The sequence below is a fragment of the Bacillus sp. AM1(2019) genome, from assembly GCF_009906915.1.
GTDB lineage: Bacteria > Bacillota > Bacilli > Bacillales > Bacillaceae > Bacillus > Bacillus velezensis.
In genome coordinates this window covers 2,609,145-2,630,810 of record NZ_CP047644.1, presented here as the reverse complement: position 1 = coordinate 2,630,810, position 21,666 = coordinate 2,609,145, and the positions used below count along the sequence as shown (strand labels likewise).

Here is a 21,666-nt window from a genome sequence, read left to right as displayed (position 1 = left end):
ATGGGAGTCGACGTAAATGTCATTTTTCAAATCGCCGGAGTCGGTATCGTGGTTGCGTTTCTGCACACCATACTTGATCAAATGGGAAAAAAAGAATACGCCCAGTGGGTGACGCTGCTTGGCTTTATCTATATTTTATTTATGGTGGCGACGATTGTCGATGACCTGTTCAAAAAGATCAAAGCTGTGTTTCTATTCCAAGGATAGGGGGGCTTACAGATTGAGATTGTTCAAATTGTAGGTTTAGGCCTGATCGCCACATTTCTCTCCCTGATCGTAAAAGAACAGAAACCGACTTTCGCGTTTATGATTGTCGTCTTCAGCGGCTGCGTGATCTTTCTTTATCTCATCGACCAGATTTACGACATTATCAGAATGATAGAAAAAATAGCCGTCAATGCAAATGTCAATATGGTCTATGTGGAAACCATTTTAAAAATTATCGGCATCGCCTACATCGCTGAATTCGGAGCGCAGCTTACAAAGGATGCGGGCCAGGGAGCGATTGCTTCGAAAATAGAGCTGGCCGGAAAAATTTTGATACTGGTAATGGCCGTGCCGATACTCACCGTCATTATTGAAACGATTCTCGGACTTATTCCTTCTTGATCATAAATAAAATGGAAAGGGGGGCACAAAAAATGAAGCGCTTTCGGTGGGCGGGAGCTTTTTTGTTCATCCTCTTATTTTTTCAGACTGAATGTGTACAAGCAACCGGAACAGACGGTGCGTCGCAGGAAACCGCAGTTCACCAAGAATCCGCTGATGAAGTGGCGAAAAAGCAGGCCGAAGCGCTGAAAACAGAAGGCATCGGAAAGTTTTGGGACGACATCATGACAGAATACGGCGGTCTTCTGCCTGAAAGCCAAAAGGGAAGCATCATCGACTTTATTAACGGAGAAAAAACGTTCTCACCGGAGGCATGGCTGAAGGCTTTATTTTCATACTTGTTTCATGAAGTGCTCGCAAACGGAAAGCTTCTGGGAACTTTGATTCTTCTCACCATTTTTTGTGTCATTCTGCAGCTCCTGCAAAATGCGTTCCAGCAGAGCACCGTCAGCAAAGTGGCTTATGCGATCGTCTACATGGTGCTGATTATTCTCGCTTTAAACAGCTTTCATGTTGCTGTCAATTATGCCAGTGAAGCGATCCAGACGATGACAAGCTTCATTCTCGCGCTTATCCCGCTTTTACTCGCGCTTTTGGCGTCTTCCGGGGGAGCCGTCTCCGCAGCTTTTTTTCACCCCGTTATTTTATTTCTGATGAATACGAGCGGCCTTCTCATTCAAAACATTGTCATGCCGCTTATCTTCCTGTCAGCGATTTTAAGCATCGTCAGCACGATGACGGATCAATATAAAGTCACGCAGCTTGCCAATCTGCTCAGAAATATCGCGATCGGCGCGCTTGCCGTATTCCTCACCGTGTTTCTCGGCGTCATCTCCGTACAGGGGGCTTCGGCTGCCGTGACGGACGGGATTACGCTCAGGACTGCAAAATTTATAACAGGCAATTTTATTCCCGTGCTCGGCCGGATGTTTACGGATGCGACGGATACGGTCATCAGCGCCTCGCTCCTATTAAAAAACACCGTGGGAATCCTCGGAGTCGGAATTTTGATCTGCATCTCCGCGTTTCCGGCGATCAAAGTGCTCTCGCTCGCTTTTATTTATAAGCTCGCGGCCGCTATTCTGCAGCCGCTCGGAGGCGGGCCCGTCATTACGTGCCTCGGCGTCATCAGCAGAAGCGTACTGTATATTTTCGCGGCGCTCGCCATCGTCTCTCTCATGTTTTTCCTCAGCATCACAGTCATTATTACAGCAGGCAACCTCACCATGATGATGAAATAAAGGAGGCCCATTGGATATGAGCTTTTTAACAGAATGGCTGACAAGCATTATTTTATTTATCTTATTCGCCATCGTCATCGACATGCTGCTGCCCAGCTCCAGTATGCAAAAATACGCAAAGATGGTTGTCAGCCTGCTGTTAATCATTGTCATGCTCAACCCGATATTCAAACTTTTCAAAACAGACCCGGAAATCATCTTCGATTATTTGACAAAACAAGAGCAATCTCAATCCGCTGATATAAAAAATCAAATCAAATCAGAAAAAAAAGAAATACAAGCATCAAACCGCGCATATGTTTTAGAAGAAATGGCTGTCCAACTAAAAAAGAAAGCGGAGGAGATGTTCAGTCATGACGAATACAAAATAGACGACATCCGCCTTACAGCGGAAGAACAGGTTCGTTCAGAAGAAGATGTAAAAACGATCAGCGTGTATATGGCCCCATCTTCTGAAAAAACCGTGCAAACCGTCGCACCGATCGACATCCGCACAGACCGCAAATACGAACCGGAAGGCGCAGCCGACAAAAAAGAGGCCGCAGACATCAAAGAAAAACTTGCGGATATATGGGAAATCGGCAGTGAGAAAATTACGGTTTATATGGAAGGCGGGGAGAAAAACGGCCATGAATAAAAACGGACTATGGACCATACTCAAAAAACAGCTGATGATCGGACAGGCGAAAGACGGAGAAAAACCAAAACTGACAAAATATCATTACTTTCTGTTCGTGTTTGTGCTCGGGGTATCTTTTATGCTGGTCAGCCAGCTGTTCTCTTCACCGGAGAAAACCGGGAAGGACCAAACGGCTCAGACCGTCATGTCCGGCCGAACGGAAGACAAAAGCGGGCAAAAAAGCGCACCCGTTTTTAAGGCATCGAAAGACGGCAGCGCAAAAACCACGATCGATGATTACGAAAGAGACTATGAAAACCAGCTGAAAGAAATCCTTGAAACGATTATCGGCGTGGAGGATGTCTCAATTGTCGTAAACGTAGACGCAACATCTTTGAAAGTGTTTGAGAAAAATAAAACGAAAAAAGACACCACCACTGAAGAAACCGATAAAGAAGGCGGCAAAAGAAGCGTAACCGATCAAACCTCTGAAGAACAAATTGTCATGATTCGAAACGGGGACCAGGAAACCCCGGTCGTCGTCCAGACGAAAAAGCCCGATATCCGCGGTGTACTCGTTGTCGCTCAGGGAGTGGACAACGTTCAAATAAAAAAAACCATCATTGATGCCGTCACAAGGGTGCTCGATGTTCCGAGCTATCGTGTAGCGGTTGCCCCTAAAAAAATCAAGGAGGATTCATAAATCATGCTGAAAAAACAAACGGTTTGGCTTTTAACAATGCTCAGTCTCGTCGTGGTATTAAGTGTTTATTATATTATGTCGCCGGAAAGCAAAAATGCCGTGCAGATGAAAAGCGAAAAAAGCAGCGGAGAAGTCGCCACTGAAAAAACGCCGGCTCCTGAAACGAAAGATAAGAGCGGAAGCGGCACGGATAAAGAAGACGGCACAAAAGGAACGAAAGATTCTAAAGGCACAAAAGAGGATAAAGAAACATCAGCCGAAGCATCGGACAAAGACGGATCGGTCGCCACAGAAACAGCTGATGAAAACTTATTTACCGCATACCGCATGGAGCTTGAAGACGCGAGAAGCAAAGAAAGGGAACAGTTAAACAGCATTGTTTCAAGCGATGATGCGACCGCAAAGGAAAAAAGCGAAGCCTACGATAAAATGACGGCGCTGAGCAATGCTGAAGGGACGGAAAAACAGCTGGAAACGCTGATTAAAACACAAGGCTACAAAGATGCGCTCGTGGATGCTGAAGGAGACAAAATCAACATTACCGTCATGTCTGACAAACATTCAAACGCAAAAGCTTCCGCTATCATTGACCTGGTGGAAAAAGAAATCAAGACGATGAAAGACGTCGCCGTCACGTTTGAACCGACAAAGTAAGAGACCTGAACCGCCCGCACCCGCTGCGGGCTTTTCTGATGTCATTTTAGATCAGTGTTGAATTTACACAAGCGCTCCTGTAAGATAAACATAGTATGTACTTTTAGTAGCAACCCATAAATTTCTATTTTTTATACATAGGAGTGGAAACTGATGTTAAAAATCAACGAAATTCATGAACTGATAAAAAGAATCGATGAATCTTCCATCGACGAATTTGTTTACGAAATTGAAGGCGTAAGCCTCAAACTGAAAAAAAATGAAGCGCCGGCAGTGAATGTAACGGGACAAGCCCAAGCCGTTCCCGCGGCTTACGCACCTGCTCCGCAGGCTGCAAAACCGGAAGCGCGTGAAGCCGCTCCTGCTCAGGAAGCGCCGAAACAAGACGAAAACCTGCACAAGATTACGTCTCCGATGGTCGGAACGTTTTATGCTTCTTCATCGCCGGAAGCCGGCCCTTACGTAAACCAAGGATCAAAAGTGAGCGAAAATACAGTTGTTTGTATCGTAGAAGCAATGAAACTCTTTAACGAGATTGAAGCCGAAGTAAAAGGAGAAATCGTTGAAGTGTTAGTTGAAAACGGCCAGCTGGTCGAATACGGACAACCTCTATTTCTTGTAAAAGCTGAGTAAGGAGACCTGCTATTATGATTAAAAAGCTATTGATCGCCAACCGAGGAGAAATCGCCGTCAGAATCATCCGGGCCTGCAAAGAGCTGGGCATTGAAACTGTAGCCGTTTATTCTGAGGCAGATAAAGACGCCCTGCATGTCCAAATGGCCGATGAGGCTTTTTGTATCGGGCCGAAAACATCAAAAGAAAGCTATTTAAATGTAACGAACATCGTCAGCGTCGCAAAACTGACCGGCACGGATGCGATTCATCCGGGATACGGGTTTTTAGCTGAAAACGCCGACTTTGCCGAGCTGTGCGAGGAATTAAACGTAACGTTTGTCGGCCCTACGGCTGACGCCATTTCAAAAATGGGAACAAAAGATATCGCGCGCGACACGATGCAGCTGGCGGGCGTGCCGATTGTGCCCGGTTCAAAAGGAATCATAAAAAATACGGAAGAAGCGGTTTCGCTTGCAGGTGAAATTGGGTATCCTGTCATTATAAAAGCCACTGCGGGCGGAGGCGGAAAAGGCATCCGGGTCGCACGCACAGAAGAAGAACTGATCAAAGGCATTGAAATTACCCAGCAGGAAGCCGCTACGGCATTCGGAAATCCGGGTGTGTACATCGAGAAGTACATAGAAGATTTCCGCCATGTTGAAATTCAGGTGCTTGCGGATAATTACGGAAACACGATCCATCTCGGAGAGCGTGACTGTTCTATCCAAAGACGTCTGCAAAAACTTCTTGAAGAGTCACCGTCACCTGCGCTTGATTCTGAAATCAGGGAGCAGATGGGCGAAGCAGCGGTAAAAGCAGCGAAGGCCGTCGGTTACACGGGAGCCGGTACAGTAGAATTCATTTATGACTACAGAGAACAGCGCTACTACTTCATGGAAATGAACACGCGTATTCAAGTAGAGCACCCTGTCACAGAAATGGTGACGGGAACGGATCTGATCAAAGAACAGATCAAAGTGGCATCCGGACAGGAGCTCTCGCTCAGACAGGAAGACGTTGAATTTAACGGCTGGGCGATTGAATGCCGCATCAACGCTGAAAATCCTGCGAAAAACTTCATGCCTTCACCCGGTAAAATTAACATGTACCTGCCGCCGGGCGGACTCGGTGTGCGCGTGGATTCAGCCGCATATCCCGGCTATTCGATCCCGCCGTACTATGACAGTATGATTGCTAAAGTCATCACATACGGAACAACGCGTGATGAGGCAGTCGCACGGATGAAACGCGCGCTGAGCGAATTCGTGATTGAAGGTATTGAAACGACGATTCCGTTCCATTTGAAACTGCTTGAACACGAAACATTTGTCAGCGGAGAGTTTAATACAAAGTTTTTAGAAACATATGATGTAATGGGCTCATAATTTTTGCGGGAGGTGAATTGAATGGAAGACAACAGTGTGCTTAAAATGGATCATGATGAGGCTCATTTAGGCAAGGTTGAAATTGCTCCTGAGGTCATTGAAGTCATTGCCGGCATCGCCGCTTCCGAAGTTGAAGGAGTTGCTGAAATGCGCGGCAATTTCGCCACGGGCGTCGTAGAACGCTTCGGCAAAATCAATCACGGCAAAGGCGTAAAGGTCGATTTAGCCGATGACGGGATTACCATCGACGTCTATTGCGTCGTTCAATTCGGGATCTCGATCCCGAAAGTGGCGGCAAGCGTTCAGGAGAATATCCGCCAAACCTTATTAAACATGACGTCTCTGACCATTAATGAAATCAATATTCATATCGTCGGCATTCAATTTGACACGAAAGCCCAAGAAGTCGAAATCGACGAAGAAATGTAATGAGCGTATAAAAACCAAGGGGATGGGCAGCCCTTTGGTTTTTTATACGTTTCCCGTCATTTCAGGCATGAAGAAAGCCGGCTTACAAACGGCAGCCGAGTTTCTTCATGCTGTGAAATCCGAATGAAATTAATACGGTTTGTGAAAATATTCGGCATTAGGGTGGAAAAACCTAAATTTCGACATGCGATTGAGAAAAAAATATGTTATGATCTCTTTAAGCTTAACGACAAGCGGATAAAGCGGATCTGAAGGAGAAAGAAAATGAAAAGAAGAACAGCTAGAGAAAAAGCTTTGCAGGCACTTTTTCAGATTGATGTCAGCGATATTGCACCGAACGATGCCATTGAGCACGCGCTCGATGGTGAAAAAACAGATGCCTTCTTTGAACAGCTGGTGTACGGAGTGATCGAACATAAGGTTCAGCTTGATGAAATGATTTCCGGCCATCTCGTCAATTGGAAGCTTGACCGGATTGCAAACGTAGACCGCGCGATCCTGCGTCTGGCGGTGTATGAAATGGTTTATTCTGACGACATTCCTGCTAACGTGTCATTAAACGAAGCAATCGAGCTGGCAAAACGGTTCGGCGACGATAAAGCTGCAAAATTCGTAAACGGGGTTCTTTCTAACATTAAAACTGATATCGAATCATAGGAGGAAAGAAAATGACTGCAACAATCATCGACGGAAAAGAAACGGCTAAAGAAAAACGCGAACAATTGGCAAAAGAAGTAGAAGAGCTGAAAGCACAAGGCGTAGTGCCTGGCTTGGCGGTCATTTTAATCGGAGACGATCCCGCTTCTGTTTCATATGTGACAGGCAAGAAAAAAGCCGCTGAAACAATGGGAATGAAATTTAAGCTTGACCGCTTTGACTCAAGCTTAACCGAGGCGGAGCTTTTAACAGTGATTGATCAGTATAATCAAAATCCGGAATTCCACGGCATTCTCGTCCAGCTGCCGCTCCCGGATCATATTTCTGAAAAAGCCGTAATCGAGCGGATCTCCCCTGATAAGGATGTTGACGGTTTCCACCCTCTCAACGTCGGGAAAATGCTGCTTGGCGAAGATACATTTCTTCCATGCACGCCGCACGGAATTGTCGAGTTATTGAAAAAGACGAACGTAGATCTTTCCGGCAAAGAAGTTGTTGTAGTCGGACGAAGCAATATTGTCGGAAAACCGGTCGGCCAGCTGCTGCTGAACGAAAACGCGACCGTCACATATTGCCATTCCCGCACGAAAAATATGTCTGAGCATACGAAAAAAGCAGATATTCTTGTGGTAGCGGTCGGTAAAGCGAATTTCATCAAAGCCGATCAAATCAAAGAGGGCGCCATTGTCATTGATGTCGGCGTCAACCGTCTCGAAAGCGGAAAACTCTGCGGAGACGTTCAGTTTGATGAAGCGAAAGAAAAAGCATCTTTCATTACGCCGGTGCCGGGCGGAGTAGGTCCGATGACCATCACAATGCTTGCGCATAATACTGTTAAATCTGCCAGACGTACGTTATCATAGATAACCGGAGACAGTCACAAAAAGTGTGACAATGAGCACGATACCCGCTTCTTAAGGCTCCTTTCAGCCAGAGCGGGTTTTCTTAGTTTAGGGCAAAAAGCCTTTATGAAAGGAGTGCAGGATGTGAGTGAAGCGGCATATGTCACGGTTTCCGCGCTGACCAAATACATTAAACGAAAATTCGATGTGGACCCTCATCTTGAAGACATTTGGATTAAGGGTGAGCTCTCCAATGTTAAAATTCATACGAGAGGCCACATTTATTTTACATTAAAAGATGAGCATGCCCGCATGCAGGCCGTCATGTTTCAGAGGCAAAGTTCGAGGCTTGCGTTTAAGCCCGAAGACGGAATGAAGGTCATCGTAAGAGGCGGTATCTCCGTCTATGAACCGAGCGGAAGCTATCAGCTGTACGCGAAAGAAATGCAGCCGGACGGTGTGGGGGCGCTCTACTTAGCATATGAAGAATTAAAGAAAAAACTTGCCGGCGAAGGGTTGTTTGATGACCGGCATAAGCAGGCCATCCCCGCTTTTCCGGCTACGATCGGGGTCGTCACGTCACCGACGGGAGCAGCCGTCAGAGACGTCATTACCACACTCAAAAGAAGATACCCCCTTGTGAAAGTCATTGTGCTTCCCGCGCTCGTTCAAGGTGAAAATGCCAGCAGATCGATTGTGAAGCGCATTGAAGAAGCCAATGCACAAAAAATGTGTGACGTCCTGATCGTCGGAAGGGGAGGGGGTTCGATCGAAGAATTGTGGGCATTTAACGAAGAAATCGTGGCCCGGGCGATTTTTGCTTCCGCCATTCCGATTATATCAGCCGTCGGACATGAAACAGATTTTACAATCAGTGATTTCGTCGCGGATATCCGGGCGGCAACGCCGACAGGAGCGGCAGAAATCGCCGTCCCCCACACGACGGACTTAATGGAACGGACAAAAACGGCGGAAGTCCGCCTGACAAGAGCGATGCAGCAGCATATCAGCAAGAAAAAAGAACGGGTTCAATCGCTCCAGTCATCCTACGCGTTCCGTTTTCCGAAACGATTGTATACCCAAAAGGAACAGCAGTTTGACCTTTTGTATCAGCAGTTCCAATCACAGCTCACAGGGCTTACGGACAGGAAACAAAGGCAGCTGGAGCGGAATACGTACAGATTAACGGCGCTCCACCCTGAAACCCAGCTGAAACAGGCGAAAAAACGGTACGAGGAGCGCTCAAATCAGCTCGCCCGAAGCATGAATGTCCAGCTGAAGCAGCTTCATTCGCAGTTTCAGACGGTTCTTGGTAAACTGAATGCATTAAGTCCCCTTCAGGTGATGGAGAGAGGATACAGTCTGGCCTATAAAGACAAAGAGCTGATCAAAAGCGTTGATCAAGTGGAACAAAATGATACGCTTGAAGTAAAGATGACAGACGGCGTTCTGACGTGTGAAGTATTGCAAAAGAGAGGCGAACGAAAATGACAGAAACCAAAAAAAGTGAAGAGCTGACATTTGAAGAGGCGATGAAAGGCCTTGAAGGCATTGTGGCAAAGCTTGAAGAAGGAGACGTGCCGCTGGAGCAGGCGATTAATTATTTTCAGGAAGGGATGGCCCTTTCAAAAATGTGCCATGAAAAGCTTCAGCATGTCGAAAAGCAAATGGACTTTATTTTAAAAGATAACGGAGAACTTGCACCTTTCAGCGTTCAGGAGGAAGACGAAGGTGACAAATAAACTGGACGCATTTTTAGCATCGCGCAAACAACTGATTGAACAGCAGCTTTCTTTGTATACAGAACGGCTTGCGATGCCGGAAACCCTCAAAAAATCTATGCTGTATTCTTTGGAAGCGGGCGGAAAGAGGCTGCGCCCCCTCGTCGTCTTAGCCGTTCTGAATGCTTACGGAAAAGATGAAAAAGATGGGATTCCGGTCGGATGCGCTGTCGAAATGATTCATACGTATTCTTTAATACATGATGATCTGCCTTGCATGGACGATGATGATCTGCGCCGGGGAAAGCCCACAAACCATAAAGTCTTCGGAGAAGCGGCAGCCGTATTGGCCGGAGACGGGCTTCTGACAGAAAGCTTTAAATTGATCACATCCCACGTGTCTGAGGCGGTTTCAGCAGAAAAACGGCTCCGTCTCGTCGATGAGCTGATCAGCGCAGCGGGAACGGAAGGAATGGTCGGCGGGCAGGCTGCCGACATGGAAGCGGAACAAAAGCAGGTAACGCTTGAGGAGCTGGAATCCATCCACGAGCGGAAAACGGCCAAGCTCCTCGGTTTTTCCGTGACGGCGGGCGCCATTTTGGCAGATGCGCCGGAGGATGAAGTCGAAAAGCTCCGTTTGTTCAGCAGCCATATCGGCATCGGATTTCAAATCAGAGACGACATCCTTGATATTGAAGGGCATGAGGAGAGGATCGGCAAACCGGTCGGCTCAGACACCTCGAACGAAAAATCAACGTATCCGTCGCTTTTAACGCTTGAAGGCGCGAAAGAAAAGCTTGCGTATCATATCAGCGAGGCGAAACAGATCATCAGCGGCCTTTCCCTTCAGAAAGAATTGCTGCATGACCTCTGTGATTTAATCGCGGCGAGAGATCATTAAAAACGGTCCTGATTTGAAGGGGCTGCCGCTCCTATGGTAAAATGTAAGCAGTTTCGATGAAAATACAAAGGGAGTCTTTTTCTTTTTTCAAAAAGACACTGTTTAATTTGCAGAAATTCATGCTGAAAGTGAGTTGATCCGCTTTGGATCTTTTATCAATACAGGACCCGTCATTTCTTAAAAAGATGTCAATTGAAGAGCTGGAAGAGCTGAGTGAGGAGATCCGCAATTTCCTCATCACATCGCTGTCTGCCTCTGGCGGCCATATCGGGCCGAACCTCGGGGTTGTCGAGCTGACAATTGCGCTTCACAAAGAATTTGACAGTCCGAAAGATAAATTTTTATGGGATGTCGGACATCAGTCCTATGTTCATAAACTGTTAACCGGACGCGGTAAGGAGTTTGAAACCTTGCGCCAATATAAAGGGCTTTGCGGTTTCCCGAAACGCAGCGAAAGCGAACATGACATATGGGAAACAGGCCACAGCTCAACCTCGCTCTCAGGCGCGATGGGAATGGCTGCCGCCCGTGATATTAAAGGATCGAAGGAATATATCATCCCGATTATCGGAGACGGCGCTTTAACCGGAGGAATGGCGCTTGAAGCGCTGAACCATATCGGTGATGAGAAAAAAGACATGATCGTCATCCTGAATGATAATGAGATGAGTATTGCGCCGAATGTCGGGGCGATTCATTCTATGCTGGGACGGCTTCGGACTGCCGGCAAATATCAATGGGTAAAAGACGAGCTTGAATATTTATTTAAGCGCATCCCGGCCGTCGGCGGAAAATTGGCCGCCACAGCGGAACGGATAAAAGACAGTTTGAAATATATGCTTGTGTCAGGCATGTTTTTTGAAGAGCTGGGCTTTACGTATTTAGGCCCGGTTGACGGTCATTCCTACCACGAACTGTTTGAAAACCTGCAATACGCCAAAAAAACGAAAGGCCCTGTCCTGTTACATGTCATTACGAAAAAGGGCAAAGGCTATAAACCGGCTGAGACCGACACAATCGGCACATGGCACGGAACGGGTCCGTATAAAATCAATACGGGTGATTTCGTCAAGCCGAAAGCCGCGGCGCCTTCATGGAGCGGACTTGTCAGCGGCACCGTGCAGGAGCTGGCGCGTGAGGATGACAGAATTGTCGCGATTACACCGGCCATGCCGGTCGGCTCTAAACTGGAAGGGTTTGCGAAAGAATTTCCTGAACGCATGTTTGATGTCGGAATCGCAGAACAGCATGCGGCGACGATGGCGGCTGGAATGGCGCTCCAAGGCATGAAGCCGTTTCTTGCGATTTATTCGACCTTTTTGCAGCGGGCGTACGATCAGGTCGTCCATGACATCTGCCGTCAAAACGCGAATGTATTTATCGGCATTGACCGCGCCGGTTTGGTCGGCGCTGACGGGGAGACACATCAAGGCGTCTTTGACATCGCCTTTTTGCGGCATATACCAAACCTCGTTTTAATGATGCCGAAGGATGAAAATGAAGGCCGCCATATGGTCAATACAGCCCTTAATTATGAGGAAGGTCCGATTGCGATGCGCTTCCCGCGCGGAAACGGGCTCGGCGTAAAGATGGATAAAGAGCTGAAAACCATTCCGATCGGAACATGGGAAGTGCTCCGTCCCGGAAAAGACGCGGTCATTTTAACATTCGGTACGACCATTGAAATGGCGCTGGAAGCGGCTGAAGAACTGCATAAAGAAGGCCTGTCCGTGCGTGTCGTGAATGCGCGGTTCATAAAACCGATTGATAAACAAATGATGAAGGCCATTCTTAATGAAGGTCTGCCGATTTTAACGATAGAAGAAGCCGTGCTTGAAGGCGGATTCGGCAGCACGATTCTTGAATTCGCTCATGACCTCGGCATGTATCATACACCGATTGACAGAATGGGCATCCCAGACCGGTTTATTGAACACGGCAGCGTAACCGCCCTGCTTGAAGAAATCGGTCTCACGAAGGCTGAGGTTATGAACCGGATAAAACTGCTGATGCCGCCGAAGACACATAAAGGAATTGGATCATGACAGCAAAAAAAGAACGATTAGATGTACTTCTTGTAGAAAAAGGCCTTGCGGAAACGCGGGAAAAAGCGAAACGCGCCATTATGGCGGGCATCGTATACTCAAATGAAAACCGATTGGACAAACCGGGTGAAAAAATCGCCCGGGATCTTCCGTTAACGGTAAAAGGAAACCCTCTTAAATACGTCAGCAGAGGCGGATTAAAGCTTGAAAAAGCCCTGGAAGTGTTTCCTGTCTCGGTAAAAGGCAAAACGATGATTGACATCGGCTCGTCTACAGGGGGATTCACGGATTGCGCCCTCCAAAACGGAGCCGAGCGGTCCTACGCAGTGGATGTCGGCTATAATCAGCTTGCCTGGAAGCTCAGACAGGACGAGAGGGTCGTCGTCATGGAACGGACGAATTTCCGCTATTCCGAGCCTTCCGATTTCACAGAGGGTTTGCCGGAATTTGCGACAATCGATGTTTCTTTCATCTCACTCCGCCTCATTCTGCCGGTTTTAAAAACGCTGCTTGTACCGGGGAGCGATTGTATCGCACTGGTGAAGCCGCAATTTGAAGCCGGACGGGAATCCGTCGGAAAAAAAGGCATTGTCAGAGATCCAGGCGTTCATACTGACGTTCTCCGCCGCATGAATCAATTTGCCGCTTGTGAAGGATATACAGTGAAAGGACTGTCCTTCTCACCGATTACAGGGGGAGACGGCAATATTGAGTTTCTGCTTCATTTGGAATGGGGCGGAGAAGACGGAAACGGCGCTGAACTGCCGGAAGAAGACATTCTCCGTACCGTCCGCGAAGCACATGAAACATTAAAAGCCAAAAAGACAGATGTACCGGAATAATAGGGGGCTATTATTCCTTTTTTCTGCCATCATGTACTTTTTATCAAGAAGCGGTTAACATAATGACAAGAACAGCTTGAAAACAGAGGTGCTTATATGACAAAAGGCCAAAGGCATATAAAAATCAGAGAGCTTATTACAAGCCATGAGATTGAAACGCAGGATGACTTAGTTGACATGCTGAGAGAAGAAGGATATAAGGTAACTCAGGCGACTGTCTCCAGAGACATTAAAGAGCTGCATCTCGTAAAGGTGCCGACGAACAACGGCTCCTACAAATACAGCCTGCCGGCGGATCAGCGGTTCAATCCGCTGTCAAAACTGAAGCGTTCATTAATGGATGCGTTCGTAAAAATTGACTCAGCAAGCCATATGATCGTATTAAAAACGATGCCGGGGAATGCTCAGGCAATCGGCGCTCTGATGGATAATCTCGAATGGGAAGAAATCATGGGCACGATCTGCGGAGATGACACAATTTTAATCATCTGCAGGACGCCTGAAGATACAGAAGGCGTACAAAGCCGTCTTTTGGAGCTGCTGTAGCGTAATTATCAGATAAAAGGTGGAATGCTGTTTGTTAGCTGAACTATCAATAAAAAACTTTGCCATTATAGAGGAACTGACGATTTCGTTTGAACGGGGGCTCACCGTCCTGACGGGAGAAACAGGGGCCGGCAAGTCAATTATTATAGACGCCGTTTCCCTATTAGTCGGCGGCCGCGGCTCGTCTGAATTTGTCCGTTACGGTGAAACAAAGGCCGAGCTTGAAGGACTGTTTCTATTGGACAGCGGTCATCCCGTTTTTGAAGTATGCCGTGAGCAGGGAATAGACGCATCTGACGACATGATTGTCATGAGAAGGGACATTAATGCCGGAGGAAAAAGCGTCTGCCGTGTCAACGGAAAATTAGTGACGATTGCGGCTTTGAGGGAAATCGGCAGACTTTTATTAGATATTCACGGACAGCATGATAACCAGCTGTTAATGGAGGACGATAAACACTTAGAGCTGTTGGACAGGTTTGCGGGCGCTGAGGCCGAATCCGCGCTTCAGGCTTACCATGAAGGCTATGAGCGTTATATGAAGCTGCTCAAAAAAGTGAAGAAGCTGTCAGAAAGCGAGCAAGAAATGGCGCATCGGTTAGACCTGATTCAATTTCAGCTTGAAGAAATCGAGTCGGCGAAGCTTGAATTGAATGAAGACGAACTTCTTCAGGAAGAGCGGAAGCAGATATCCAACTTTGAAAAAATTTATGAATCATTGCAAAACGCCTATAATGCGCTCCGCAGCGAGCAGGGGGGGCTTGACTGGGTCGGAATGGCCTCTGCCCAGCTTGAAGATATTTCGGATATTAATGAACCGCTGCAAAAGCTGTCTGAAAGTGTGTCAAGTTCCTATTATCTGCTGGAGGATGCCACCTTTCAGATGCGCAATCTGTTAGATGATCTGGAATATGACCCGGAACGGCTGAATTTTATTGAAACCCGTTTAAACGAGATTAAACAGCTGAAGCGCAAATACGGAGCGACGGTAGAAGACATTTTGGAATACGGCTCCAAAATAGAAGAGGAAATCGATCAAATCGAGAACCGCGACAGCCACCTTGAAGCGCTGAAGAAGGAATTGGAGTCGGTCGGCAAAGATGTGGCCGTAGAAGCCGCCAATTTATCAAAAATCAGAAAAGCTTGGGCTAAGAAACTGGCGGAAGCGATTCATCAGGAATTAAAAAGTCTGTATATGGGCAAATCAACGTTTGATACGGAATTTCTCGTGAAAACCGATCCGTCAGCCAGTGAAGCACCGGTTGTCAACGGGCAGCCCGTGCAGCTTACCCAAAAGGGGATTGACCTTGTGAAGTTTTTAATTTCAACAAACACCGGTGAGCCTTTAAAACCGCTGTCAAAGGTCGCTTCCGGAGGCGAGCTTTCACGGGTGATGCTGGCGATGAAGAGTATTTTTTCTTCCCAGCAGGATGTCACCTCCATCATCTTTGACGAAGTGGACACCGGTGTAAGCGGGCGGGTTGCCCAAGCCATCGCGGAAAAAATCCATAAAGTATCGACCGGTTCACAGGTGCTCTGCATTACACATCTGCCGCAGGTTGCCGCCATGGCGGATACGCACCTTCTGATCGCAAAAGAATTCAAAGACGGCCGGACGACAACGCATGTCACGCCGCTTTCCAAACAGGACAAGGTAGCGGAAATCGGCCGCATGATTGCGGGCGTTGAAGTGACCGATCTGACAAAACGGCATGCACAAGAGCTTTTAAAACAGGCCGGACAGGTAAAAACGACAGGATAAGCTGCTGATACAGGCAGCTTATTTTTTTGTTCCATTTCTCTAACAGTGTATCCAATGTTTTTCTTCGTATGCCGGTTATAAATCAAGCGCAGGAAGGCAAAAGTATAGATGTAGCAGAAAAAGAAAGTGGTGTGGGATAGGAGCGAGGAGAGTGAAGGAATGAATGCACGATAACATGAGGAAAGCAATAGGTGTAATTCTCCTTGTTTCTTTACTAAGTGTAGGCTTTTTTAAGCCGTTTAAAGAATATTTACTGATACCGTCAGAAATGAGCGTCTTTGAAAACCAGACACAAGCCGTTCCGGTCAATGCATCAATAAGCGCTGAAAAGGGCGAATTATCAGAAGCCTTTACGCTGAAAGAAGAGCACGGCCATGCAAACATAACAGGGCAAACACAAGGCCGGTCAGAAGTAGTATATGATCTTGCCGGGTTTCCCATTAAAAAAACGAAAGTGCGTGTCCTTCCAGAATTGAAGGTCATTCCGGGCGGACAGTCCATCGGTGTAAAACTGCATTCAGTCGGTGTTTTGGTCGTCGGCTTTCACCAGGTGATGACAAAGGATGGGAAAAAGTCTCCGGGAGAACAAGCGGGAATTGAATCTGGCGACATCATTATTAAAATGAACGGACATAAAATTGAAAAAATGAGCGATATCGCCCCGTTTATTCAAAAAGCGGGCAAAACCGGTGAATCTTTGGATTTATTGGTGAAACGCGATAAGCAAAAAATCAAAACAAAGCTGATTCCGACAAAGGACGAAGCCGAGGGGAAATATCGAATCGGCCTTTATATCCGCGATTCGGCAGCCGGCATCGGCACCATGACATTTTTTGAACCGAAAACAAAAAAATACGGCGCATTGGGCCACGTCATCTCTGATATGGATACAAAAAAACCGATTGTTGTAGAAGACGGAGAAATCGTCCGTTCAACTGTAACATCGATTGAAAAAGGAAAAGGCGGCAATCCCGGCGAAAAACTGGCAAGGTTTTCGTCAGAACGGAAAACGATCGGCGATATTAACCGCAACAGCCCGTTCGGCATTTTCGGGACATTGCATCAGCCGATTAAAAACAACATTTCCGACAAAGCGCTTCCGATTGCTTTGTCAAATGAAGTGAAAAAAGGACCTGCGCAAATGCTGACGGTTATTGAAAACGATAAAGTAGAGAAATTTGATATTGAAATCGTCAGCACCACGCCGCAAAAATTCCCGGCGACAAAGGGAATGGTGTTGAAAGTGACAGATCCGAAACTGCTGAAAAGAACCGGCGGAATCGTTCAGGGGATGAGCGGAAGCCCGATCATCCAGAACGGAAAGGTCGTCGGAGCCGTAACCCACGTATTTGTCAATGATCCGACAAGCGGCTACGGCGTTCATATCGAATGGATGCTGTCTGAAGCGGGTGTTGATGTTTACGGGAAAGACAAAGCAAGCTGACTGCCGGATGATCCGGCAGTTTTTTTATGTGATGCGTTCTTCACTTCTTTCCTGGATTCATGTAAAATAAGACATGAAGATTTTTCGACAAATTCACGTTTCCTGATTTGTCAAACTTAATTTTTAGTCGAAAAACCTAGAAAATGCTAGAAAAACAAAGATATACCACTATTATTGGTAAATATGGATTTTTTAAAAGGGGAAGTAGTGGTTTTGTCGAATGTAACATGTAGCAGTCAAATGGGTTGCGTCCTGTTAATACATTGGGGGAGGAAGAAACGTGGAGAAAATTAAAGTTTGTGTTGCTGATGATAATCGAGAGCTTGTAAGCCTGTTGAGTGAATATATAGAGGGACAGGATGATATGGAAGTGATCGGTGTTGCTTATAACGGACAGGAATGTCTTTCTTTGTTTAAAGATAAGAATCCCGATGTGCTCGTTTTAGACATTATCATGCCGCATCTGGACGGACTTGCGGTTTTGGAGCGTCTGCGGGAATCAGAGATCGAGAAGCAGCCGAACGTCATCATGCTGACGGCATTCGGTCAGGAAGACGTTACGAAAAAAGCCGTCGATTTAGGCGCGTCCTATTTCATCCTGAAGCCGTTTGATATGGAAAACCTTGTCGGCCATATCCGCCAGGTAAGCGGAAATGTCAGCAGTGTCACACACCGTGCGCCGTCCGCGCAAAGCAGCATTATCCGCAGCCAGCCGGAGCCGAAGCGGAAAAATCTCGATGCCAGCATTACAAGCATTATCCATGAGATCGGTGTGCCTGCCCATATCAAAGGCTATCTTTATTTGCGTGAAGCCATTTCCATGGTGTATAACGATATTGAACTCCTCGGCAGCATCACAAAAGTCCTTTATCCCGACATCGCCAAAAAATTCAACACGACCGCAAGCCGTGTAGAACGGGCCATCCGCCACGCCATTGAAGTCGCATGGAGCAGGGGAAATATTGATTCCATCTCTTCACTGTTCGGATATACGGTAAGCATGACAAAAGCAAAACCAACCAATTCAGAATTCATCGCGATGGTTGCTGACAAGCTGAGATTGGAGCATAAAGCTTCGTAACAAGCTTTTGGCTAAATGTCTTTTTCGCGCCTTCTATTCCGTGCATGAACGCGGAAGAGAAGGCGTTTTGAAATTTTGCTGACGAAAACAATGGGAATCACTCACGCCGTACTTGTTCTATACATAAATGCGGGGTTTATGCCGTCTACACGTATAATACCGGGGCTGATATTTTAATGATTTTGCCGTCTCTGAAATAAAAGCGGGGGACGCGGCGGCTTAACACAGATAGGACTTCGTAGCTGATCGTACCGAGCATTTCGGCAATTTCATCAACGGAAATCTCGGCTCCTTGTTGTTTACCGTAGATGACGACTTCTTCTCCTTGTTTGCCCTCATTCTCACCTAAACTGACCATGATCATATCCATTGTCACTCTCCCCGCCACCGGCACCCGTCTGCCGCGGTGCAGAATAAACCCGCGGTTGGACAGGGCGCGGGAGTAACCGTCAGCATAGCCGATCGGAATCGTCGCGATGATTTCACCCGGTTCGGCGATATATGTGGCGCCATAACTGACGGTTCGGGGATCTGTCACCATGGCTTTCACATAAGCGATACGCGCCTTTAAACTTAGTGCGGGTGTGAGATCCACGAGGTTCAGTTCCTTTATCGAGGCGGACGGATATAAACCATATAACCCAATGCCTAAACGGATCATGTCGGCGCTGAATTCCGGGAATGCGATAGCGGCGGCTGTATTGCACATATGCACGGTAGGCAGCGTAATGTCCTGATTTTTTAAAAAGCGGAGAAAGCTGATAAACTTTTCATGCTGCAGCATCGTCAGCTCAGTGTCCGGTTCATCCGCTGTTGAAAAATGTGTAAAGATGCCATCCCATGACAGGTATGTACTCGACTTGAGCGCTTTCACCACTGCTAAAAGTTCTTCTTCCGTACGCACACCCAGCCTGCCCATTCCGGTATCCACATTGATATGAATGGACAGCCGTTTCGAATCTGCTTCTTTTTCCAATATCCGATTCGCTTTTTTGATCCAGCTGACCTGAAACGCTGATAATGTTATGTTCCAAACGGCAGATTTTTTCACACAGCTGAGAGCTGTGAAGCCGAGCACAAGAATAGGTGCCGTAATTCCCGCTCTCCGTAACACAATTCCCTCTTCGACGCTGGCGACAGCGAGCTCGCTCGCCCCGCTTTCCAGTGCCTGCCGCGCTACTTCCACAGACCCGTGGCCATAAGCGTTCGCTTTTACGACGGCCATAATTTTAGACGTATTCGGAATATGGCGGCGAATCGCCCGTACGTTCTTTTTTATCGCATCAAGGTCAACTTCAATCCAAACTTCCCGGCAAAGTTTTTTCATCACGATTCCTTCTTTCCTTAATGAGATTCAGTACTCGCTTTCAATCTGCATTCTATTCATCTTGAACTGAAATCATTCAAAACAAGGGAAGGTGATCGCTGATGTTTAAAAATCTAGCTTTCGGGAAATCAGTGAGCCTGCTTTATTTATGCTGAAAGGGCTGCTTGTCAGCCCTTAAATTGACTTTACAATATTCTGATCTGAAAATTGATGTTCAAACATTTTGGTGTGGCTCACAGCATTGTTTTGAATGACAATGCCGATATTTCCCCCTCCGGCACCGAAAACGGTTTTTGATGCAGTCAGCGGACTGATGGATATGGCGCCGCCAACATTGACAACTCCGTTTCCTGATACGTTGTTTATCGTAATCGGGCAACCGCTCATTCTATTTTTTCTCCTTTCTCTCACAGTCTACTAACTATATGTACGCTGTGATATGGAAGAAGATTAAACAAAACGGCAAAAAGAATCCGGCTGCTGCCAGCCGGAAAGGGAGGGAAATGGGGATGTCATAGTGTTTTCGTTACATTTTGATCAGAGTATTGAGAGCTTGAAGATTGAGATGTACTGGATTGATTCATTTGCAGGACCAACCCTGTATTTCCCCCTCCTGAGCCGTAGACGGTTTTTGATACGGTTAAAGGACTTATCGAAAACGCACCGCCGACATTGACAACCCCGTTTCCGGAAAGACTGTTAATCGTAATAGGAAAACCAGCCATCATATACGGTCTCCTTTCTATTAATCTATTTACTATATGTACGCTGTGTGTTAGAAATAGGAGTAAACAAAGCGGTAAAAACTTGTGAATCAAAAAAACTGCCGGACATCCGGCAGTTTTTTTAGTCTACTTTTCAAACGGCACCCAGCCGCCTGTATTCTGAATCATTTCCCATAACGGTTCAGGAAGTCGGTATTTCTCAATTTCAGATGCTTGAATGGCTTTTTCGATTTCCTGTTCGCGGCCTTCTTTGACCAGCACCGCCCATTCGGGGTTAATCAAAATGACACGTCCCAGAGCCACCAGCGGAATTCCGCTTTCTAATACGGCAAGCGCTTCGTCCGCGGTATAGATGGAACCGACGGCCATCAGCGGCACTTTATGGCCGACGCGTTCGTTTAATAAATCCATCCGGGTCCGTGAAGTATCCGCCCCGCGGCGGGCTTTGGAATTGACATCCATCAGTGAAATATGCAGATAATCCAAGTTCTCTTCCGCAAGCGCGTCGGCGAGCATGAATGTTTCTTTCATTGTAAGCCCCGGTGTTTCCGGCTCTTCCGGTGACAGGCGGTAGCCGAGAACGAATGGATTTTCAGCGTGTGTATCAATTGCCTGTTTGACAGCGTCAACGACTGCAAGCGGGAACGCAAGGCGCTTTTCATCGCTTCCGCCCCAGCGGTCTGTGCGCCGGTTTGTTTTCGGTGAATAAAATTGGTGAATCAGGTACCCGTTTGCCCCGTGAATTTCAACACCGTCAAAGCCGGCTTCAATCGCTCTGCGTGTCGCTTCGCCGAATGCTTTCACGATGTGCTCAATTTCTTGTTCGGTGAGAGCCCGGGACGTTTGTCTCCCGTCTTCTTCTGAGCCGCTCGGACTGACGACGTCGTTGTTTGGCACGAGTTCAGGAGGGCATTCCAATCCTCCGTGGTGAATCTGCACAACGGCTTTCGCTCCTTGAGACTGGATCGCCTGAGCGAGTTTTTTCAAGCCGGGAATGTGAGAATCATCATAGATGCCGGGCTGGCCTGGAAACGCTTTGCCGTCCGGCGTTACGTTTGCACATGCCGTAATGACCATGCCCATTTCTTTTGAACGGGGAGTAATGTAGCTTAATTCACGGTCGGAAATCGTTCCGTCATCATTTGATGAATAGTGTGTCATGGGTGCGACTGAAATACGGTTTGGTATGGTGACGCCGCTTTCGAACGTAAAAGGTTCAAACAGCGGTTTATAAGTTTGCTTCATCATTTCGCCTTCTTCCTTAGGAGTTTAACTCGTCCGTATTCTAGCTTATGTTTTAATTGTGTGCAATTATTTTGCTTGTTCTTCTTCCTGAGGTTATGACCGGCTGAACCATTTAAACGAATGAAACGGTTTTCTCCGTTCCTTTTCAGGATCTTTATATCCTCCTGAAATTTGATGGCCGATCGAGCTGAATATGACAGCGGCGGCGAAGAGGAGAATGATTTTTTTCATATGCATATCTTCTTTCTTATCTTTTACAAGGTTATTTATAAG

At 46.9% G+C, this 21,666-nt stretch carries 25 protein-coding genes; 20 read left to right on the top strand and 5 right to left on the bottom strand.

Annotated elements, in window-relative coordinates:
- From spoIIIAC to spo0A, 20 genes are all read left to right on the top strand, one after another.
- A complete protein-coding gene (gene spoIIIAC / locus GNE05_RS12825) occupies positions 1-207 on the top strand; it encodes a stage III sporulation protein AC (protein WP_003153142.1) in 207 nt (68 codons plus the stop codon).
- A 12-nt stretch (positions 208-219) separates the two neighbouring features.
- Positions 220-609, top strand: a complete 390-nt coding sequence (gene spoIIIAD / locus GNE05_RS12820) for a stage III sporulation protein AD (RefSeq protein ID WP_071392571.1) — start codon at positions 220-222, stop codon at positions 607-609.
- 32 nt (positions 610-641) lie between these two features.
- Positions 642-1,850, top strand: coding sequence for a stage III sporulation protein AE (gene spoIIIAE, locus GNE05_RS12815; protein ID WP_160182869.1), 1,209 nt, complete (start codon positions 642-644; stop codon positions 1,848-1,850).
- Between the two features lie 16 nt (positions 1,851-1,866).
- Positions 1,867-2,487, top strand: a complete 621-nt coding sequence (gene spoIIIAF / locus GNE05_RS12810; RefSeq protein WP_003153146.1) for a stage III sporulation protein AF — start codon at positions 1,867-1,869, stop codon at positions 2,485-2,487.
- Positions 2,480-3,172, top strand: a complete 693-nt coding sequence (gene spoIIIAG, locus GNE05_RS12805) for a stage III sporulation protein AG (protein WP_014418358.1) — start codon at positions 2,480-2,482, stop codon at positions 3,170-3,172. The genes spoIIIAF and spoIIIAG overlap by 8 nt, the downstream gene beginning before the upstream one ends.
- A gap of 3 nt (positions 3,173-3,175) precedes the next feature.
- Positions 3,176-3,826, top strand: a complete 651-nt coding sequence (locus tag GNE05_RS12800) for a SpoIIIAH-like family protein (RefSeq protein WP_022552974.1) — start codon at positions 3,176-3,178, stop codon at positions 3,824-3,826.
- Between the two features lie 153 nt (positions 3,827-3,979).
- A complete protein-coding gene (gene accB / locus GNE05_RS12795; protein WP_007612510.1) occupies positions 3,980-4,459 on the top strand; it encodes an acetyl-CoA carboxylase biotin carboxyl carrier protein in 480 nt (159 codons plus the stop codon).
- Positions 4,460-4,473: 14 nt separating this feature from the next.
- Positions 4,474-5,826: an acetyl-CoA carboxylase biotin carboxylase subunit gene (accC, locus tag GNE05_RS12790; RefSeq protein WP_007408348.1), complete on the top strand. Its 1,353-nt coding sequence runs from the start codon at positions 4,474-4,476 to the stop codon at positions 5,824-5,826.
- 21 nt (positions 5,827-5,847) lie between these two features.
- Complete coding sequence (locus GNE05_RS12785; RefSeq protein WP_003153156.1) at positions 5,848-6,255, top strand: Asp23/Gls24 family envelope stress response protein; 408 nt, start codon at positions 5,848-5,850, stop codon at positions 6,253-6,255.
- A gap of 264 nt (positions 6,256-6,519) precedes the next feature.
- Entirely contained in the window at positions 6,520-6,912 is a 393-nt protein-coding gene (gene nusB / locus GNE05_RS12780) for a transcription antitermination factor NusB (RefSeq protein WP_022552975.1), read from the top strand.
- A gap of 11 nt (positions 6,913-6,923) precedes the next feature.
- Positions 6,924-7,775 carry a bifunctional methylenetetrahydrofolate dehydrogenase/methenyltetrahydrofolate cyclohydrolase FolD gene (gene folD, locus GNE05_RS12775; RefSeq protein ID WP_007408350.1) on the top strand — a complete coding sequence of 284 codons (852 nt, stop codon included), beginning with the start codon at positions 6,924-6,926 and terminating at the stop codon, positions 7,773-7,775.
- 123 nt (positions 7,776-7,898) lie between these two features.
- On the top strand, positions 7,899-9,245 hold the full coding sequence (xseA, locus tag GNE05_RS12770) for an exodeoxyribonuclease VII large subunit (protein ID WP_003153166.1): 1,347 nt from the start codon (positions 7,899-7,901) through the stop codon (positions 9,243-9,245).
- Entirely contained in the window at positions 9,242-9,496 is a 255-nt protein-coding gene (locus GNE05_RS12765) for an exodeoxyribonuclease VII small subunit (protein ID WP_007408352.1), read from the top strand. The genes xseA and GNE05_RS12765 overlap by 4 nt, the downstream gene beginning before the upstream one ends.
- On the top strand, positions 9,486-10,376 hold the full coding sequence (locus GNE05_RS12760) for a polyprenyl synthetase family protein (RefSeq protein WP_094296033.1): 891 nt from the start codon (positions 9,486-9,488) through the stop codon (positions 10,374-10,376). The genes GNE05_RS12765 and GNE05_RS12760 overlap by 11 nt, the downstream gene beginning before the upstream one ends.
- Positions 10,377-10,519: 143 nt before the next feature.
- Positions 10,520-12,421, top strand: a complete 1,902-nt coding sequence (gene dxs, locus GNE05_RS12755) for a 1-deoxy-D-xylulose-5-phosphate synthase (protein WP_014418354.1) — start codon at positions 10,520-10,522, stop codon at positions 12,419-12,421.
- A complete protein-coding gene (locus GNE05_RS12750; RefSeq protein WP_014418353.1) occupies positions 12,418-13,263 on the top strand; it encodes a TlyA family RNA methyltransferase in 846 nt (281 codons plus the stop codon). Before dxs ends, GNE05_RS12750 begins: the two co-directional genes overlap by 4 nt.
- Positions 13,264-13,359: 96 nt before the next feature.
- Entirely contained in the window at positions 13,360-13,809 is a 450-nt protein-coding gene (ahrC, locus tag GNE05_RS12745; protein ID WP_003153173.1) for a transcriptional regulator AhrC/ArgR, read from the top strand.
- 31 nt (positions 13,810-13,840) lie between these two features.
- The gene (recN, locus tag GNE05_RS12740; protein WP_007408359.1) at positions 13,841-15,571 is read left to right on the top strand and encodes a DNA repair protein RecN; all 1,731 of its coding nucleotides are present in this window, start codon (positions 13,841-13,843) and stop codon (positions 15,569-15,571) included.
- A 163-nt stretch (positions 15,572-15,734) separates the two neighbouring features.
- Complete coding sequence (gene spoIVB / locus GNE05_RS12735; RefSeq protein ID WP_007408360.1) at positions 15,735-17,015, top strand: SpoIVB peptidase; 1,281 nt, start codon at positions 15,735-15,737, stop codon at positions 17,013-17,015.
- Between the two features lie 280 nt (positions 17,016-17,295).
- Positions 17,296-18,096 (top strand): sporulation transcription factor Spo0A, encoded by an 801-nt coding sequence (spo0A, locus tag GNE05_RS12730; RefSeq protein ID WP_061862382.1) that lies wholly within the window; start codon positions 17,296-17,298, stop codon positions 18,094-18,096.
- A gap of 145 nt (positions 18,097-18,241) precedes the next feature.
- On the opposite strand, the gene alr is transcribed toward spo0A, so the two are convergent.
- The 5 genes from alr to GNE05_RS21030 all read right to left on the bottom strand — a co-directional run bounded on the left by alr (position 18,242) and on the right by GNE05_RS21030 (position 21,624).
- Complete coding sequence (gene alr, locus GNE05_RS12725; RefSeq protein ID WP_021494302.1) at positions 18,242-19,423, bottom strand: alanine racemase; 1,182 nt, start codon at positions 19,421-19,423, stop codon at positions 18,242-18,244.
- Positions 19,424-19,597: 174 nt separating this feature from the next.
- Complete coding sequence (locus tag GNE05_RS12720) at positions 19,598-19,810, bottom strand: spore germination protein (RefSeq protein ID WP_014418351.1); 213 nt, start codon at positions 19,808-19,810, stop codon at positions 19,598-19,600.
- Between the two features lie 125 nt (positions 19,811-19,935).
- Positions 19,936-20,148, bottom strand: coding sequence for a spore germination protein (locus GNE05_RS12715; protein WP_029973891.1), 213 nt, complete (start codon positions 20,146-20,148; stop codon positions 19,936-19,938).
- Positions 20,149-20,274: 126 nt separating this feature from the next.
- Positions 20,275-21,393: an NADH-dependent flavin oxidoreductase gene (locus GNE05_RS12710; RefSeq protein WP_032863662.1), complete on the bottom strand. Its 1,119-nt coding sequence runs from the start codon at positions 21,391-21,393 to the stop codon at positions 20,275-20,277.
- 93 nt (positions 21,394-21,486) lie between these two features.
- Positions 21,487-21,624: a hypothetical protein gene (locus GNE05_RS21030; protein WP_014470646.1), complete on the bottom strand. Its 138-nt coding sequence runs from the start codon at positions 21,622-21,624 to the stop codon at positions 21,487-21,489.
- Positions 21,625-21,666 lie beyond the last annotated feature (42 nt).